14 protein-coding genes are annotated in these 15039 nt (G+C 70.3%); 11 read left to right on the top strand and 3 right to left on the bottom strand.

Going from position 1 to position 15039, the window contains the following annotated elements; translation table 11 throughout:
- From AC6CHX_RS06495 to AC6CHX_RS06480, 4 genes are read left to right on the top strand one after another with little or no spacing between them, the layout of a single operon-like run.
- Window positions 1-2232 (top strand): peptidase C14, encoded by a 2232-nt coding sequence (locus AC6CHX_RS06495; protein ID WP_498272129.1) that lies wholly within the window; start codon window positions 1-3, stop codon window positions 2230-2232.
- 34 nt (window positions 2233-2266) lie between these two features.
- Window positions 2267-3658 (top strand): hypothetical protein, encoded by a 1392-nt coding sequence (locus AC6CHX_RS06490; RefSeq protein ID WP_498272128.1) that lies wholly within the window; start codon window positions 2267-2269, stop codon window positions 3656-3658.
- A gap of 52 nt (window positions 3659-3710) precedes the next feature.
- Entirely contained in the window at window positions 3711-4466 is a 756-nt protein-coding gene (locus tag AC6CHX_RS06485; protein ID WP_498272127.1) for an SDR family NAD(P)-dependent oxidoreductase, read from the top strand.
- Window positions 4463-5539, top strand: coding sequence for an enolase C-terminal domain-like protein (locus AC6CHX_RS06480; protein WP_498272126.1), 1077 nt, complete (start codon window positions 4463-4465; stop codon window positions 5537-5539). The genes AC6CHX_RS06485 and AC6CHX_RS06480 overlap by 4 nt, the downstream gene beginning before the upstream one ends.
- Window positions 5540-5720: 181 nt before the next feature.
- On the opposite strand, the gene AC6CHX_RS06475 is transcribed toward AC6CHX_RS06480, so the two are convergent.
- A complete protein-coding gene (locus AC6CHX_RS06475) occupies window positions 5721-6551 on the bottom strand; it encodes a putative endonuclease domain-containing protein (protein WP_498272125.1) in 831 nt (276 codons plus the stop codon).
- A gap of 103 nt (window positions 6552-6654) precedes the next feature.
- On the opposite strand from AC6CHX_RS06475, the gene dinB reads away from it, so the two are divergent.
- From dinB to AC6CHX_RS06455, 4 genes are all read left to right on the top strand, one after another.
- Entirely contained in the window at window positions 6655-7851 is a 1197-nt protein-coding gene (gene dinB, locus AC6CHX_RS06470) for a DNA polymerase IV (protein ID WP_498272124.1), read from the top strand.
- Between the two features lie 248 nt (window positions 7852-8099).
- Window positions 8100-8438, top strand: a complete 339-nt coding sequence (locus tag AC6CHX_RS06465; RefSeq protein ID WP_498272123.1) for an SdpI family protein — start codon at window positions 8100-8102, stop codon at window positions 8436-8438.
- Window positions 8439-8647: 209 nt separating this feature from the next.
- Window positions 8648-8923: a type II toxin-antitoxin system Phd/YefM family antitoxin gene (locus tag AC6CHX_RS06460; RefSeq protein WP_498272122.1), complete on the top strand. Its 276-nt coding sequence runs from the start codon at window positions 8648-8650 to the stop codon at window positions 8921-8923.
- On the top strand, window positions 8923-9198 hold the full coding sequence (locus tag AC6CHX_RS06455) for a type II toxin-antitoxin system RelE family toxin (RefSeq protein ID WP_498272121.1): 276 nt from the start codon (window positions 8923-8925) through the stop codon (window positions 9196-9198). Before AC6CHX_RS06460 ends, AC6CHX_RS06455 begins: the two co-directional genes overlap by 1 nt.
- 19 nt (window positions 9199-9217) lie before the next feature.
- Here AC6CHX_RS06455 and AC6CHX_RS06450 read toward each other — a convergent pair whose 3' ends face one another.
- Window positions 9218-9583 carry a nuclear transport factor 2 family protein gene (locus AC6CHX_RS06450; RefSeq protein WP_498272120.1) on the bottom strand — a complete coding sequence of 122 codons (366 nt, stop codon included), beginning with the start codon at window positions 9581-9583 and terminating at the stop codon, window positions 9218-9220.
- Window positions 9576-10325: an SDR family NAD(P)-dependent oxidoreductase gene (locus AC6CHX_RS06445; RefSeq protein WP_498272119.1), complete on the bottom strand. Its 750-nt coding sequence runs from the start codon at window positions 10323-10325 to the stop codon at window positions 9576-9578. Before AC6CHX_RS06445 ends, AC6CHX_RS06450 begins: the two co-directional genes overlap by 8 nt.
- Before the next feature lie 235 nt (window positions 10326-10560).
- Between AC6CHX_RS06445 and AC6CHX_RS06440 the strand changes: the two genes are divergently transcribed.
- The 3 genes from AC6CHX_RS06440 to AC6CHX_RS06430 all read left to right on the top strand — a co-directional run bounded on the left by AC6CHX_RS06440 (window position 10561) and on the right by AC6CHX_RS06430 (window position 15023).
- Complete coding sequence (locus tag AC6CHX_RS06440) at window positions 10561-11535, top strand: C-terminal binding protein (RefSeq protein ID WP_498272118.1); 975 nt, start codon at window positions 10561-10563, stop codon at window positions 11533-11535.
- A gap of 13 nt (window positions 11536-11548) precedes the next feature.
- Window positions 11549-12403: a fumarylacetoacetate hydrolase family protein gene (locus AC6CHX_RS06435; RefSeq protein ID WP_498272117.1), complete on the top strand. Its 855-nt coding sequence runs from the start codon at window positions 11549-11551 to the stop codon at window positions 12401-12403.
- A 172-nt stretch (window positions 12404-12575) separates the two neighbouring features.
- On the top strand, window positions 12576-15023 hold the full coding sequence (locus tag AC6CHX_RS06430) for a polysaccharide lyase 8 family protein (RefSeq protein WP_498272116.1): 2448 nt from the start codon (window positions 12576-12578) through the stop codon (window positions 15021-15023).
- Window positions 15024-15039: the final 16 nt, after the last annotated feature.

Here is a 15039-nt window from a genome sequence, read left to right as displayed (position 1 = left end):
ATGACCGATGGATCGCCCGTTGTGGCGGATGCGCCCGCGGATGCGCCCGCGGAGGCGATGTCGCGGGAGGGGAGCGTGCGCTCCACCGGTCGCCGCGCCCTCATGGCCGGGCTCGGTGCGGTCGCGCTCGGCACTGCCGGCTCCCTCGCCGCCACGACACCCGCGCAGGCGGCGCCCGTCGCCATGGGGGCGAAAGACATCACCCGGGCGGAATCCGTCGCCGAGCTGTCGCGGCTCCGCGCGCGGGACGGTGAGGTGGCGATCGTCGCCGGGTACCGGACGCCGGGCGACGCGGGGCTGCTCGTGTACGTGGGCAGCGAGAACGCGAAGAGCAAGCCCAACGGTGGCACGGTGATCGCCGGCAAGCGCGGCACCAGTTGGCTGCTGCAGCACGACGGCACCGTCGACTTCCGGGTCTTCGGCATCACGGGGCCGAAGACGGCGGCCGACGATGCGCTCGCCGCGATGGTGAACGATCCCCGCATCGCCCGGATCGAGGCGCACACGGATCTGCTGTTCCAGCGGCGGCATCGCTTCACGCGGTCCCACCTCGAGATCGACTTCGGTGGTCATGTCATCTCGACGGAGGGCATCGAGGCGAACACCCACGACAACCCGTTCGGTGCGGTGATGTTCTTCACCGGGGAGTCGCGAGACGTCGTCGTCGAGCATCCGCTGGCAGAGGCCTGGCCCGAGCTCACGGATGCCGTCGCCGTGCCCGATGCGGCGAAGTTCCCGGTGGACTCCTGGTGGGCGGTGCAGTGCGACTCGGTCGCCGGCGGCGGAGCCGATGAGCGCGAGATCCAGCGATTCGTCCAGGTGACGCAGCAGATCGATGGGACGCACATCCGGATCGATTACCTCAACGGCTGGCCGCTGGACAAGGGCCGCAAGCTCACCTGGCGGCAGATGGCCCCCGTCGACGGAGTGCGCATCTCGAACATGCGGTTCCTCGGCGCCGGGCCCTTCGCCGGACCCACCGACGGCTCGTTCCCCGACTCCCGCGAGCTGACCGGATCGCATCCGATCGCCTTCGAGTACGCCATCCACTGCGATGTCGCCGACGTGCACGCGAGCCGCACTTGGTGGCCGGTCGTGATGCGGCGGTGGAACACCCACTTCACGACCGAACGCTGCTCGGTCGAGAACCCGCCCACGGTGTTCTACGGGGGCGCGGGGTACCTCACGCAGCAGATCTACTGCCTCTACGGGCGGGTGAGCGACTGCACGTCGTCGAACGCGCGGCACCTCAACGACCTGACCGCCAGTGCGTACTGCATCGTCGAGAACTGCCACGGTGACGGCGACGATCAGGGCGGGAACCCGTTCACCACCCACGGTCAGTACGAGCACGACCTCACCTTCATCGGCAACTCGGGGCTCATGGACATCGCCAATTCCGGCGCGCAGTGGGGCACCTCCGCCAAACGGATCACGGTGCGCGACCACGTCTGCTCGTGGTTCGTCGCCGGCACCAAGATCAGCGATCTGACGCTCGAGAACGTCCGGGTCATCGGACGGTCGACCTTCGACCCGCAGGCGACCATGACGATCAACGCCGACGGCGCCCAGCTGCGCGGATGCACCGCCGGACTGCTGGCCATCGGTCAGCGCTCGGCCCGATCCTCGCGGCCGACGACGATCGAGGACTGCACCTTCGCGCTCCCCAAAGACCAGGTGCTGATCCAGACCCCGGTCACGGTGCCCGTCAGCTTCGTGCGCTGCACGATCACGGGGATCGACGGGGTGAAGGCGCGCGGCGCTGGCGCCGTCGAGTTCGTCGACTGCCGGTTGAGCGGTCCCGCGAAGGGTGCTGCGGCCGAGTTCGGTGCGTCGCGGGTGACCATCCGAGGCGGCGCGGTGCGCGATGTCCTGCTCACCGCGACCGCGGTGCGCGACCAGGTCATCGCGGTGGACGGGGTCGAGCTCAGCACTGAGCGCGGCGAGGGAGCCATGCTGTCCCGAGCCGCCGGTTCCGGGGTCATCACCTGGCGTCTGAACGGCGTGACCTCGACGGCGCCGAAGGGCGTGGCGCACGTCGACATCGGCACCGGCGTCAACCACGCGCGCGTCACCGGCAGCCAGTTCGTCGGCGGACGGCTGCGGCTGGCCGACGGCTTCTCGGACCCGTCCACGCTCCTCTACAGCGACAACGTCGAGCGTGGCGTCGAGGCGGATCTCCCCGAGGCCGGAGACCGTGTGCTGATCGCCGACGTGCTGACGGTCGGGTGAGCGGCGGCATCATGGAGCACATGGAGGACTTCGAGTGAACGACACGGCATCGGCCACCCATCTCGGCGATCGCATCCGCATCCCCCGCACCCAAGCGCGCATCGGCGTTGCCCGGCAGGACATCACGCCGCCGCTCGGCATCCGTGCGAAGAACTGGGGTCCGGCCGACTGGGAGCGCTCCGAGGGCGCGCATCGTCCGTTCGAGCTGACCGCGCTCGCCGTGATCGGCGGTGACGAGCGCCCGCGGCTGCTGCTCGCCGTGGACGGCACGTGGTGGCGTCGGGTGGCCGACGAGCAGGGCGTCCGCGGGGCGATCCTCGACGGGCTCGGGCTCGATCCCGACCAGCTGATGCTCTCGCTCTCGCACACTCACGCCGGTGCCGTGCTCTGCGCCGCCGATGCGCACCTGCCCGGCGGCGAGCTGATTCCCGGGTACCTCGAGGCGCTCGCCGCCGCGGGCATCGCCGCCGGGCGGGAGGCGCTCGACGGGGCGGTCCCCGGACTCATCGAGTGGACCAGCGGGCGCTGCACGCTCGCGGCCGATCGAGAACTCGACGTCGACGGTCGAGCACTGGTGGGGTACAACCCGGCCGGCTCCGCCGACGACACGGTCATGATCGGCCGCCTCAGCGTCGACGGGGTCGTGCGCGGGACGCTCGTGAATTACGCGTGCCACCCGACCACGCTCGCCTGGCAGAGCCGGGAGGTGTCGCCGGACTACGTCGGCGCGATGCGCGAGATCGTCGAGGCCGCCACGGGTGCGCCGTGTCTGTTCGTGCAGGGCGCCTCCGGCGAGCTGGCCCCGCGCGAGCAGTACACCGGCGACGTCACGGTCGCCGACCGGCACGGACGCTCGCTCGGGCACGCGGTGCTCGCGGCCCTCGACTCGCTGTCGGCGCCCGGGGAGGAGTTGACGCTCGAGGGCGTGGTGGAGTCCGGTGCTCCGTTGGCGATCTGGGCGGGGCAGGCTGCTCGGGGCGGGGAGGGCGCGGCCGGTTCGGTGACGAGCGTCGAGTTGCCGCTGCGCGACCTGCCGACGCTCGACCAACTCGCCGAGGAGTGGAAGGACATCGATCCGCGTTCGCGCGAGGAACGCCTCGGTCGCGCGCGCAACCTGCGCGACGGCTACATCGACGGCCCGACCGTGCAGCATCCGGTCTGGGCCTGGCGGCTCGGGGATGCGGTGATCGTGGGGCACCCCGGCGAGGCGTACTCGCGGCTGCAGACCACGTTGCGGGCGCGGTTCCCTGAGGCGCCGATCGTCGTGATGAACCTCACGAACGGCCCCGGCTTCGTGTACCTGCCCACGCGCGACGCCTACGACCGCGGCGCGTACCAGGCGTGGCAGACCCCGCTCGCTCCCGGTGCGCTCGATCTGCTCGAGGAGCACGTCACCGCCGTGGTGACGGGCCTGCTCGACCGCTGAGCTGCCCCGCCCACTACACTTGCTATAGCAAATCTCGAACCTGAGGAGAGCAATGACCGCCCCCGTCGCCATCGTCACCGGAGGATCCGCCGGCATCGGCTGGGAGATCGGCCAGCGCCTCGCCGCCGACGGCTACACGGTCGTCGCCGCCGACCGCGTGGCCGGACTCACCGCGGGAGAGAACCCTGCCGGCATCCTGTGGCGCGAGCTCGACGTGACCGACCACGCCGGCGTCGACCGGGTGTTCGGCGAGATCGAGGCCGAGCTCGGGCCCATCGAGGTGCTCGTCAACAACGCCGGCATCCAGCGCCATCGCGGCATCGAAGACCTCAGCTGGGACGAGTGGTCGGCGGTGGTCGACGTCAACCTGCACGGCGTCTTCGCGGCACTGCAGGCCGCAGGCAAGCGGATGCTGGAGCGCGGCGAGGGCCGCATCGTGAACATCTCGTCGATCTCCTCCCGTGGGTCGGCGGGGCGCGCGCCGTACGCCACCACGAAGGCCGCGGTGATCGGCCTCACCTCGACCGCCGGTGCCGAGTGGGCCTCGCGCGGTGTGCGGGTCAATGCGGTCGCCCCCGGCTACGTCGACACGGGAGTGTTCCGGCAGGGCGTCGAAGCGGGCACCCTCAGCCTCGACACGATCCTGTCGCGCATCCCCGCGAAGCGCCTGGGAGAGGCGAGCGAGATCGCCGCGGCGGTCAGCTTCCTCGTCTCCGACCAGTCGCGGTACATGAACGGTCAGACCCTGTACGTCGACGGTGGCTTCATGGTCGACTACGGCGTGCCCCTGGCGAAGAAGCCCGAATGAGCGCGATCGCCCGCATCGACACGGCCACGGCCGCGCTGCCCCTGCCCGCCCCGCTGCAGCTCGGCGCGATGACCGTGACCCGCCGCGAGTACAGCGCGGTGCAGGCGACGGCCGACGACGGCACGACCGGCGTCGCGTACTGCCTCTCGCGCGAGGCGCCGATGGCCGAGATCGTCGACCGGCTCGTCGCGGGGCATGCGGTGGGTGCGGATGCCGACGACCCTGCGTCGACGTGGGAGCGGATGCTGCGCGGGAGTGCCATCGTCGGCCGGGTGGGTCTGGTGCGCCGCGCGATCGGCCTGGTCGACATCGCGCTGTGGGATATCGCGGCCCGGCGGGCGGACGTGCCGCTGTGGAAACTGCTCGGCACCGGAGACGCTCCGCGGGACTCGATCCTCGTCGCCGCATATCCGTCGCCTGATCGGGCTCCGCGCGAGGTCGCCGACGAGGTGCTCGCGCAGGCGGGCGGCTGGACGCACGTGAAGATCTCGCGCATTCCGGATCCGGCATATATGCGTGAGCTGCTCGCGCTGCTGAACGCCGAGCTTCCCTCCGCGACCGGTCTGATCGTCGACGTCGGCTTCGGCTGGCCGGATGCCGATGCCGCCTTGGCCGAGATCGCGCAGTGGGGCGACCCGCAGCTCGCCTGGCTCGAAGACCCGCTGCTCCCCGAAGACGCCGCGGGGGTCGCGCGCATCCGTCGGGAGTCGGGACTTGCCGTCTCGGTCGGCGATGAGGTCACCGACCCTGCGGTGCTGAAGGCTCTGGTCGAGGTCGGTGAAGTGGATGCGCTCCGGATCGACGTGGTGGCGATCGGCGGTGTGACGCCCGCGCGCGAGCTGATCGCCTGGGCGACCGAGCGCGGTGTGCCCGTGTCGGGGCACGTCTATCCGGAGGTCACCGTCCACCTCGACATCGGCGTCGAGACCTTCGCGCGCGGCATCAACCCCTATGACCCGGCGCCGTCATTCGTGCACGGCGGTCCGTCGTTCGAGGGGCGGATCCGGCCGACGGATGCTGCGGGCCTCGGCTTCACGCTCGATCCCGGCGTGTTCCGGCTCGGGAAGGGCTGAGGGGCGGCCGCCGCACGTTCTGAAGGAGAACTCGCGGAATGAAGGCCGTTTGCGCTGTCGGCTCCTTCATTTCGAGAGTTCTCCTTCGCGACGGGTGGCCGCGCGGCCGGGGAGAGTGACCTAGCGCCGCACGCCGCACGGAGCCGGACGCTGCTCGACGCCTGGCATACCTAGACCCACATCACCGCAGATACGCGTCGACGAGGAGCGCGCCGCGAATGACCCGCAGCTCGTCGAGAATCCGCGCCATACTCTTCCCGCTCACCGACGACAGCGCGAGGTCGTGCGGGCCGAGAGGCTCGAGCTTCCCGGTGCGGATGCGGATGACCTCCCACCCCGCGGCGCGGAGAGCGCGGTCTTTGCGCAGATCGGCATCCTGTCTCTTGCCGACGTGCTCCAGACCGTGACGGCCGACCGTGTCGTACTCGAGCGCGACCCGCAGCTCGGGGAACACGATGTCGGGCCAGACCTCGGTGTGGCGGAAGAACGGGCGGGACAGCTTCACCGCGTTCACCGCCGCGTCGAACTCGATCCTCGCCGCGAGCTCTGCCCGCAGGCGTCCTTCCGCCGCGGAGGCCGGGCGCGGCGCGCACTCGCTCACGAACGCGGTGCCGGTGGGGAGGTCGGGAGTCTTGGTGCAGAGCGTGGACATGGGGCGACGGGGTTTGCGGGGGATGGCTCGTGCTTCGCCGAGCACGACCGGTTGCGGGCGGGCGAGCGCCGAGCACTCGGGACACCACGCGGAGCGGCGCCGCACCTGTCCGGGCCGCTCGCGCTGCTCGGTCGGGGTGGCGGCGAACCGATGCCCGAGTGGGCACTCCCAGCACAGGAGCACGTCGGCGGCGAGGGGGATCTGCGAGAGGGCGATGCCGTGGTTCAGCTCCGGGTGGTACTGGCGGATCAGCTCGGGGTACGCCGCCCATCCGGCGCGGTAGGTGCCCACGTCATACGGAACGGCGCGACCGCGGGAGAACTGCCGTCGCGCCCACCACTGCATCACCGGTTCCGGCACGCGCCTACGATATCCGCGAGCACCGACATCCCGCCGCCCCTGCTCGATCCCGACCCGGATGTCCCCGGTCCGTGCGACGATCCGCACGTCGACGGGAGAACGGATGCGCGGGGAAGCCACGGTGCTGCACGCCGACCTCGACGCGTTCTACGCCTCGGTCGAGCAGCGTGATGCGCCCGAACTGCGCGGGCGTCCCGTGATCGTGGGGGGCGGTGTCGTGCTGGCCGCGAGCTACGAGGCGAAGGCGCGCGGGGTCCGCACGGCGATGGGCGGCCGACAGGCGCGCGAGCTCTGCCCCGACGCCGTCGTCGTCCCTCCGCGCATGGACGCCTACTCCGCCGCGAGCAAAGACGTGTTCGCGATCTTCCGCGACACCACCCCGCTCGTCGAGGGCCTCTCGATCGACGAGGCGTTCCTCGAGGTCGGAGGTTTGCGACGCATCGCCGGTACGCCGGAGCAGATCGCGGCGCGGCTGCGCGAACGCGTGCGCGCGGAGGCCGGGCTGGCGATCTCGGTCGGGGTCGCTCGCACGAAGTTCCTCGCCAAGGTCGCCAGCGCCGTGAGCAAACCCGACGGTCTGCTGGTCGTCGAGCCCGAGCGGGAGGAGGAGTTCCTGCTGCCGCTCCCGGTCGAACGGCTGTGGGGTGTGGGGGCCGTGACGGCCGAGAAGCTGCATCGCTACGGCATCCGCACCGTCGGCGAGCTCGCCGAGCTCGAAGCCGCGACGGCCGAGCGGATGCTGGGCAAGGCGACGGGCGCGCATGTGCACGCCCTGGCCCGGCTGCGGGATCCGCGACCGGTCGACGCCACCCGGCGGCGGGGATCCATCGGCTCGCAGCGTGCGCTCGGGAGTCGCCCGCGATCTGCCGAGGAGCTCGACCTCATCCTCACGCAGATCGTGGACCGGCTCGCTCGGCGGCTCCGCGACGGCGACCGCGTCTGCCGCACCGTCGTGCTGCGTCTGCGGTTCGGCGACTTCACGAAAGCCACCCGTTCCCGCTCGCTCCGCGCACCGACCGACCGCACCGCCATCGTGCTCACGGTGGCCCGCGCCCTGCTCGCCGCGGCGCAGGCCGACATCACCGCGCGCGGCATCACCCTGATCGGCATCTCGCTGTCGCAGCTCGACCGTGCCGGCAACGTGCAGCCCGAGCTGCCGATCGACTGGGGTGATGAGGCGCGACTCGACTCCGTGCTCGACACGCTGCGCGAGCGGTACGGCTCGACCTCGGTCTCGCGGGCGGCGCAACTGGGTCGCGACCCGGGGTGGTCGTCGCCGATCCTGCCCGAGCACGAGTGAGCCGCGCCGGGCCTCGCACGTTCGGCAGCTGCGCCCGCGCGTTCGGCCGCTGTGACCGCGCGTTTGGCCGCTGTGACCGCGCGTTCTGAAGGAGATCACACGATATGAAGGAGGCTTCTCGCGGATGGCTCCTTCATTTCGCGAGATCTCCTTCATGTCGGGAGGGCTGCTTCACGCGCGACCACGGGATCACGGGTGCGCGCGGAGTGCGAATCGAGCGGCTGAGCCCGGAGATCTAGACTGCCGGGATGGACGCCCTCGCCCTGGTCTTCTCTGCGCTGCTGCTGCTCACCGCGGTGTTGACGGAACTCGCCGGCCGCGGTCGACTGCGCCGCAATCGGCTCGCCGGCATCCGCACGAACGCGACGATGCGAAGTGACGCGTCGTGGGCAGCATCCCACCGCGCGGCGGCCAAGACCGTCTGGATCGGCTTCGTCGTCAGTCTCGCTGTAGCCCTCATCGCGCTCGTCACCGAAGGCACTGTCTCCCTCGTCGCTGGCATCGTGGTCGCGGCGGTCTTCCTCGCCACGTCTGTCGTCGCACTCGTTCAGGCGAACCGCGCCGGTGCGGCCGCGCACGCGGGGTAGGGGCGCACTCCTCTGATCCGGGTGACGCGGCGTGGGGAGGAGAACTCCATGTCGGGAGGACTTGTCGCCGCGAAGGGTCCTCCCCACGCGGAGTTCTCCTCCCGGGCGAGAGGCGAGAGGGGATGCCCCGCAGGGCAACACCTCTTTCAGCGACCCCAGCTGTGGCCAGAATATCGGCCCATAAACAGGCCTGAGTTTAGGCTATATTTATGGATGTGCAGACGATCTCGGTCAGCGAGGCGAAGGACAGATTCTCGCAGTTGGTGGAAGCAGTGGACACCACGCATGAGGCGGTGACCATCACGCGCCACGGGCGGCCTGCGGTCGTCATGCTCAGCGTCGACGATCTCGAAGCGCTGCAGGCCACTCTCGCGCTGCTGCAGGATCCGCAGCACGCCGAAGAGGTGGCGGAGGCCGACGCCGACATCGCCGCGGGTCGCACGTTGAGCCTCGCAGAAGTGCGAGAGCAGCTGACCCGCCGGTGATGCCGGAGCACTACGACATCCAGCTCACCGGCCCCGCTGTTCGCGCACTGCATCGACTGGAACCGAAGCTCGCCGATGCGGTGCTCCGATTCCTCGAAGGACCGCTCGCCGAAAACCCGTTGCGGACGACCAAGGCGCTCGGCGCCGAGCTCGACGGGCAGCGCAGCGGCTACATCGGTATCGCGTACCGCGTCGTCGTTCGCGTCGATGAGGACGCGCGTACCGTGTATGTGCTGCGCATCGCCCACCGCTCGGACGTCTACCGCCGAATGTGACGCCGCGTCCTGCGCAGCCTCAGGCCTTGAGCATCGAGGCGCGGGAGATCAGCCCGTCGACCACGTCGAAGGTCGCGACGGTCTCGGTGGCGACGCCCCCGTTGATGACCTGCTCCTGCGCGACGACCCACCGGGCACCGAACAGCACGCTCGTCTCGATCACGCACGACAGCTCGGGGTTCTGCAGCCGCGGCTCGTAGAACGCGCGGATCGCGACCGACCCCACCACGGGTTCGGGGGCGACGCCGGTGATCACGGCATCCGGTGCATAGGTGGCCACGAAGGCGTCGAGGTCGTGCGCGTTGAACGCGTCGAGCTGCGCCTGCACGGTGTCGAGGGCAGAGCGGGAGACGGCAGCGCGGGAGGGGGCAGAGAGGTCAGTCAATGCGAACGCCTCCGTTGACGTCGTAGGTGGCTCCGGTGATGAAGCGAGCGCGCTCCGACGCGAGCGATGTGATGATCCAGGCCACGTCTTCCGGCTGCCCGAACGCCCCGAGCGGGATGCCGGCTTCGAGCTTCTCGCGGCCCGCGCCCTGCAACTGGTCGGTGATCGCGCTCTTGACCGGACCGGGAGTGACGGCGTTCACGCGGATGCCCTCGGATGCGAGGTGCCGGGCGAAGCTGCGCGTGATGGCGAGGATCGCTCCCTTGCTCGCGGCGTAGTGGATGCCGGTCTGCAGTGCGCCGACCTGGCCGGCGATCGAGGCGATGTTGATCACGGAGCGATCCCCCTCGGCCGCCCGGAGCAGCGGAAGGGCGCCGCGGGTCAGGAAGAACGTGCCGCGGGCGTTGGTCTCGAGGACCATGTCCCACTCGTCGAAGTCGATGTCGTCATAGGGGGTGTACGGGCAGACGCCGCCGTTGTTGACGAGCACGTGCAGCGAGCCCCAGGCGGCCGTGATCTCGGCGATCAGCGCGTCGATCGACTCACGTTCGCGCAGGTCGAGGCGCGAGACGTTCACCTCGGGCGACCCGGCAGCGCGGCACTCCTCGGCGATGCGGAGGGCTTCAGCCTCTCGCCCGGCATACGTGATCCAGAGGGCGGTGCCTTCCCGGGCGAGGTCGAGGGCGGCGGCGGTTCCGATACCGGAACTGGCCCCCGTGATCAGAGCGCGGCGCGTAGTCATGCCCCGATGCTATAGCAAAATGCGGGTGCGGCGCCGCGGCCAGAACAGAGACGATCGAGGGCGGCTGCGGCGCGCCGAGCCTCGACACGCGGATGCCGCATCGGTTCGTCTGGGTTTTCGCCCCGGTGGCCTCGATCCGAGCGACCCCCACAGCCCCACCCCACAGCCCCACCCCACGGCGCCAGCTCGCCGCAACGCCGTGCAGACATTTGCTAGATGCTATAGCATCGCTGTCATGACTGAGCCCTTCATCCTCGTCAGCGACTGCGACCTGCCAGGAACCGTCATCGAAGACACCCTCCGCCAGGCGAGGCTACGTGCCTATCGCGCCGCATCCGGCAGCCGCGAAGACATCGCCGCGGCCGGTTCCGACGCCGAGGGGCTCGTCGTGCAGTGGGCGCAGATCACCGGCGAGGTGATGGACCGGATGCCGAACCTGCGCATCATCAGCCGCGTCGGCATCGGCTACGACATGGTCGACGTCGAGGCCGCCACCGCTCGCGGCATCGCGGTCGCGAACACCCCCGGCTATTGCATCGAAGAGGTCGCCGCGCACACGATCGCGATGATCATGACGCAGGCCCGCGGCCTCCCCGCCTACGACCGCGCCGTGCGCGCCGGCACCTGGAAGGCCGTCGACGCCCGCCCGCTCGCCGTGCGCCCCTCGGCCACCACCGTCTCGGTGCTCGGCTTCGGTCGCATCGGTTCGATGGTCGCCCACGGATGCCGTGCGCTGGGCTTCCGCGTCCTCGTCGCCGACCCGTACGCCCCCGCCGACGCCGTGCGCGAAGCCGGGTGCGAGCTCGTCGAGATCCCGGATGCCGTGGCCCGGGCCGACATCCTCACCCTGCACGTGCCGCTGACCGACGAGACCCGGCACCTGATCGATGCCGCGGCCATCGAGACCATGAAGCCGGGCGCCGTCGTCGTGAACACCTGCCGCGGCCCGCTCATCGACGAGGAGGCGCTCGCGGCCTCACTCCGCACCGGGCACCTGGGCGCCGCCGCCCTCGACGTCTTCGCGGGCGAACCCCTCGCGGCCGACTCCCCGCTCCGCGACCTCGAGCAGGTGCTGCTGACCCCGCACGCCGCCTGGTTCTCTCCCGAGGCGCTGGCGGATCTCCCCGTCCACGCGGCCGAGAACATCATCCGGTACCTCGCCGGCGAGTCCGTGCCGATCGTCAACCCGACCTACGCCGCCGCGCGCTGACCGAAGGATCATCATGGAACTGCTGCGACTGGGCGCCCCCGGCCAGGAACGCCCCTACGTCCGAGAGGCCGGCGCCGTCTACGACCTCGCCCCTCTCACCGCCGAGATCGACGGCGCCTTCCTCGCGTCCGACGGCATCGGGCGCGTCCGCGCGGCACTGAGCCGCGGCGAGCTGCCCACGGCGGACGTCGAGGGGCTGCGCATCGGCGCGCCGGTCGCTCGTCCGACCGCGGTGGTCTGCATCGGCCAGAACTACGCGGCGCACGCGGCCGAGTCGGGATCGCTGCCGCCCGAGCATCCGGTGATCTTCTTCAAGCATCCGAACACCGTCGTCGGCCCGAACGACGTCGTGCTGCTGCCGCCGGGCGCCGAGAAGGTCGACTGGGAGGTCGAGCTGGCGATCGTGATCGGCAACACGGCCCGGTACCTGTCGTCGCCGGATGCCGCGCGCGAGGTGATCGCCGGCTACACGATCTCGAACGACGTGTCGGAGCGGGCCCACCAGCTCGATGTCTCGGGCGGCCAGTGGTCGAAGGGCAAGTGCTCCGAGACGTTCAACCCGCTCGGTCCCGCGCTCGTCCCCGCCGACGAGGTCGACCCGCAGGCGCTGCGGCTGCGCGCCTTCGTGAACGGCGAACCGCGTCAGGACTCGTCGACCGCCGACATGATCTTCCCGGTGCTGCAGATCGTGCACGAGCTGAGCCAGTACCTCGTGCTCGAACCCGGCGACGTGATCAACACCGGCACCCCGCAGGGCGTCGCGCTCTCCGGCCGCTTCCCGTACCTGCAGGACGGCGACGAGATGACGATCGAGATCGAGGGTCTCGGCCGCCAGCACCAGCGCACCGAGCGGGTGCACCTGGGCTGACTGCCCGCCCCACCCGGCGGCCTGTGTCCGGGGCACGGTTCCTTTTGCTGAGTGCACCGTGCCTCGGGCAGAGGTCGTCGGTGGTCCGTCCGTGCCGTCGCATTCACTCTGGACTCATTCCTTCGCCCGAAGCTACGTTCCGTCTCAGACGCGACGATGCGGAGGACGATTCATGGTTCAGCTCACACGACGCACCCTCCTTCGGGTGTCCACAGGCATGGCTGCGCTCACGCTCGCGGAGTCGATCTTCTCGACGCTCCCCGTATCGTGGGCGAGCGCGACGAGCATCGACCCGGCACTCCGAGCGCGATGGGCCGACATCATCACGGGCAGGCACCAGGTCGTCCCTTCCGACGCGAGGTTCGCGACGGCGTTGTCGGCGCTGGACGCCCGTGTGACGGGGTGGCGGGCGATGCTCGATCCCACCGCGGTGTCGGTGTTCACCGATCTCCCTGTGACCGGCGCGAATCCCGATGCTCAGGGTGTGCGCACTGCGCAGAAGATCCGTCAGTCGTATACGCGGCTGCTCGACTTCGCCTTGGCATGGGCGACCCCGGGCTCGATTCATCATGCCGATCCGACCCTGGTCGCGCAGATCTCGTCGGGTCTCGGCTCGCTCACTGCGGCGGGGTTCGCGTCGGGCACGGCGATGGTGGCCGCGGACAACTGGTGGGACTGGCAGATCGGGTCGCCGCGAGCGCTCGCGAGCGTCCTTGCGCTCGTCAGCGACGAACTGCCGCCTGCTCAGATCACCGCGGGGTGTGCGGCGATCGACCACTTCGTGCCGGACCCGTGGTTCCTGGACCCACTCAAGGGGCTTCCCGTGAAGGAGTCGACCGGGGCGAACCGGATGGATATGTGCCAGACGGTGATCGTCCGCGCTCTTCTGGCCGGAGACGTCCCGAGACTCGAGAGAGCGCGCGCGGGTCTGGCGCCGGTGTGGGCGACCGTGCTCGAGGGCGACGGCTTCCACGCCGACGGCTCGATGATCCAGCATGCGAGCGTCCCGTACACGGGCTCGTATGGAATCGAGCTGCTCCTCGCGGCCTCACGCCTGTTCGCTCTTCTCGACCTGGGGGAGGCCGGACCGGAGTATGAGGCGTTCTTCGGCCTGGTCGGAAAGAGCTACCTGCCGGTCGTCTACCGCGGGAGGGTCATGGACCACGTGCGGGGCCGCGCTGTCGCCCGCCCGCTCGCCCGCAGTCAGGATGCCGGTTTCCAGGCGGCGGAGGGGCTGCTCCTGCTCGCGGAAGCTGCTCCTGCGCCGGTGGCGGCGCAGATCCGTGGGCGCGTGCGCTCCTGGGTGGAAGAGGACTCCACCGGGCGGATCTTCGAGACGGGGTCGGTGGCGAGGACGGGCCTGGTCGTCACGCTGACGAACAGCGCGGTGGTCGCCGTTCCCGAGCCGTCGGCCGGCTCGACCGTCTACAACTCGATGGCCAGATGCATCGTGCGCAACGCGGACCATGCGATCGCGATCGCGGCGTCGAGCCCGACGATCGCCTGGTACGAATGCAGCACGCTGGAGAACATCCGCGGCTACCATTCGGGCAGCGGCATGACCTACGTGTACGACGCGGACACGACCCACTACGACGACGAGTTCTGGCCGACGGTCGATCGCTATCGGCTTCCCGGCACGACCGTGGAGCAACTCGCTCTCCCCGATCGGATCGGCGGCACATCCGGAAAGGGGCGTCCGCCCGGCGAATGGACGGGCGGATCGACCGTGACGTCAGACTCCCCGGGCGCGGCGACGGTCTTCGCGCAGGATCTCCATGCGCCGCACGATCACGCGGGGACCGGGGGAGCGTTCCGTGGGAGCGACATGCATGCCCGCAAAGCCTGGTTCGCTCAGGACGGCGTCCTCGTCGCCCTGGGCGCCGACATCTCCTCCACCACCGGGGGCATCGTCGAGACCGTCGTCGAGAATCGGAATCTCCACGCTGCGGGGGCGGCGACACTACGAGTCGACGGTGTCGTCCGCATCGGGACGCTGCCGAGCTCACGCACGGAGAACGCGACCGGACCGCTGAGCGTCCACATCGACGGTGTCGGCGGCTACTTCTTCCCGGTCGGCGGCAGCGTGAAGATGAAGCGCGAGGAGCGCACCGGCTCGTGGGCCGACATCAACACCACTGCGGGCATCGATGCGACTCCGCAGTCGCGCCGCTATCTCACGCTGTGGCTCTGGCACGGCCAGAACTTCTCCGGCCGGTCGTATCAGTACGCGGTGCTGCCCGGAGCGTCCCTCACCGAGACGCAGGCGTTCGCCGCCGCACCGAACTTCGCGGTGCTCGCGAACTCCGCTGAGTGCCAGGCGCTGCGGTTCGACGCGCGCGATACGCGTCTGTTCGCGTTCTGGCGGGCAGTGACGGTGGACGGGGTGACGGCGAGTGCGCCGTGCACCGTCGCCGTCAGCACCCGTGCCGATGGTGCGGTGATCATCGCGATCGATGCGCACGCGGGATCCGTGACCGCGCTGAGCGTGACGTTCGATGGCCTCGGAATCCCAGCGAGCTCGTCCTGCACGGGCGGGTCCGTGGCGATCGTGGGCTCCCGCGTGGCGGTGACCCTCGCCTCCGGGGCGCGCCACGCGGAGTGTGAAATCCACTTCTGAGAGCGCCCACCCTTCA

It is taken from the genome of Microbacterium sp. GQ128, assembly GCF_059758615.1.
This window is presented reverse-complemented; position numbering and strand designations above follow the sequence as displayed.

Coding starts and splice junctions, on each gene's coding strand:
- AC6CHX_RS06495 (WP_498272129.1), top strand. CDS start 1: ATGACCGATGGATCGCCCGTTGTGGCGGATGCGCCCGCGGATGCGCCC.
- AC6CHX_RS06485 (WP_498272127.1), top strand. CDS start 3,711: ATGACCGCCCCCGTCGCCATCGTCACCGGAGGATCCGCCGGCATCGGC.
- AC6CHX_RS06480 (WP_498272126.1), top strand. CDS start 4,463: ATGAGCGCGATCGCCCGCATCGACACGGCCACGGCCGCGCTGCCCCTG.
- dinB (WP_498272124.1), top strand. CDS start 6,655: ATGCGCGGGGAAGCCACGGTGCTGCACGCCGACCTCGACGCGTTCTAC.
- AC6CHX_RS06465 (WP_498272123.1), top strand. CDS start 8,100: ATGGACGCCCTCGCCCTGGTCTTCTCTGCGCTGCTGCTGCTCACCGCG.
- AC6CHX_RS06460 (WP_498272122.1), top strand. CDS start 8,648: ATGGATGTGCAGACGATCTCGGTCAGCGAGGCGAAGGACAGATTCTCG.
- AC6CHX_RS06455 (WP_498272121.1), top strand. CDS start 8,923: ATGCCGGAGCACTACGACATCCAGCTCACCGGCCCCGCTGTTCGCGCA.
- AC6CHX_RS06445 (WP_498272119.1), bottom strand. CDS start 10,325: ATGACTACGCGCCGCGCTCTGATCACGGGGGCCAGTTCCGGTATCGGA.
- AC6CHX_RS06440 (WP_498272118.1), top strand. CDS start 10,561: ATGACTGAGCCCTTCATCCTCGTCAGCGACTGCGACCTGCCAGGAACC.
- AC6CHX_RS06435 (WP_498272117.1), top strand. CDS start 11,549: ATGGAACTGCTGCGACTGGGCGCCCCCGGCCAGGAACGCCCCTACGTC.
- AC6CHX_RS06430 (WP_498272116.1), top strand. CDS start 12,576: ATGGTTCAGCTCACACGACGCACCCTCCTTCGGGTGTCCACAGGCATG.